The organism is Massilia sp. P2_C2, assembly GCF_056404615.1.
The window spans coordinates 1-1,848 of sequence record NZ_JBFUDR010000556.1; the positions used below are offsets into that span (position 1 = coordinate 1).

Consider the following 1,848-nt stretch of genomic DNA (forward strand, 5'->3'; position numbering starts at 1 on the left):
CCGGCCACGCTGCGCCTGTTTGCCGACGGCGAGGCGTCCACGCGCGCCGCCCTGATCGACGCGCTGTTCCTGCGCTGCGCCGCGGCCTGGGTGCAGCCCGACGGCGACAACGCGTGGCTGCCGCTGCCGCGCGTGCCGCTGCGCCTGGCCGGGCTGGCGGACGAGGAGGCGATGTTGCCGTATCCCGTCCGCTCGCACCCGGCCCCGCGCCTGCTGACGGAGTATTTCTGTTATCCGGAAAAATTCCATTTCATCGACGTCGACCTGGCGGCCCTGCAAGGCCTGCTCCCGCCGCGCTGCCGGGGTGTTACCTTGCACCTGGCGCTGACCGGCATCGCCGCCGATTCCGATACGGCCCGCCTGCTGGCCGGGCTGGACGCGCGCAACCTGCTGCCCGGCTGTACGCCCGTGATCAACCTGTTCCCGAAGGCCGGAGCGCCGCTGCAGCTCGCGTACACGAGCGCCGACTATCCGCTGCTGGCCGATGGCGCCCACGCGGCGGCGTACGAGATCCACAGCGTCGACGCCGTGCGCCTCGTGCGCGAAGGGACGGGGACGGTCACGCCGTTCGAACCATTGTACGCAYCGGGCGACGCGGGCCGGGCCGGCGCCGCGCATTACTGGATCGCGCGGCGCGACCACACGACGGCCGGCGTCAGCCCGGGCCACGAGATGCGCATCGCGCTCGTCGACGGCGATTTCCGGCCGCTAGCCGCAGCCGGCGCGACGCTGTCCACCGAGCTGACGTGCACCAACCGCGACGTGCCGTCCCGGCTGCCGTACGGCCAGCCGCAGGGCGACCTGCGCAGCGACGAGCTGTCCGGCCTGGCGCCCATCCGCATGCTGCGCAAGCCATCGCCCGGCTGGCGCTTCGCCGGCACGCGCGGCGCGCACTGGCGCCTGATATCCCACCTCGCACTGAACCATGCCGGATTGACGGTCGCCGGCCTGGCCGAATTCCAGAAGATGCTCGCACTGTACGACCTGCCGCGCTCCCCCGTGGCGCAACGCCAGATCGCCGGCATCGTCGGGCTGGAACACGGCACGGTGCGCGCGTGGATCGGTGCGGCGCCGGTCGCCACGCTGTTGCCGGGCATCGGTATCCGCCTTACCGTCGACGAGGAGGCATTCGCCGGCAGCGGCATGTATCCGTTCATACAGGTGCTCGACCGGTATTTCGCGCTGAACGGGCAGCTCAACTGCTTCACCCGGCTGCAGGTCGTCTCGCACCAGACCGGCCTGGAAATCCTCGCCTGTGCACCGCGCGGGGCGGCCGTGGCGCCGGACGGCGGATGGACCTGATCGCCCGCCTGCTGGCCGAACCCCAGCGCTTCGAATTCGTCCAGGCCGTGCGCCTGCTGTTGCTGGCGCTGGGCGACCGCGGCATCCCCGAGCATCGTGCGCTGGCCCGCCACCTGCGCTTTCCCAACAGTCTGAAGCTCGCATTCCCGCCCAGCCAGCTGGAGGCAGCTGCACAGGACGCGGACGGCTACCGGCTGACCCCGAGCTTCATGAGCCTGCTGGGCGCGCACGGTGCGCTGCCGCTGCACGTGACGGAGCGGATCCTCGCGCTGCCGGCCGAGGGGGGCGAGGCCGACGCGGCACGCGCCTTCCTCGACATGTTCAGCACGCGCATGATCGCGCTGTGGTATCGCGCCTGGCAGAAATACCGCATGGAGCACCTCGTGGCCGGTCCGCACGACGGGTTCCTGCCGATGCTGCTGGCGCTGGCCGGCGTGCCTGCCGGCGGCGCGTTTGCGGCCGACGGCGTCCCGGACACCGCCCTGGCCGCCTTCGCCGGCCTGCTGCGCCGGCGCCAGGTGTCGGCGGCCGTGCTGGGGCGGGTAT

The 1,848-nt window shown here is 72.0% G+C and carries 2 protein-coding genes; both read left to right on the forward strand.

The window, feature by feature from the left end; genetic code table 11:
* Positions 1 to 1,302: type VI secretion system baseplate subunit TssF (tssF, locus tag AC1DYX_RS30775; RefSeq protein ID WP_477265963.1), on the forward strand; the 1,302-nt coding region annotated here is incomplete at its 5' end.
* Positions 1,293 to 1,848: type VI secretion system baseplate subunit TssG (gene tssG, locus AC1DYX_RS30780; RefSeq protein WP_477265965.1), on the forward strand; the 556-nt coding region annotated here is incomplete at its 3' end. The genes tssF and tssG, both read left to right, overlap by 10 nt.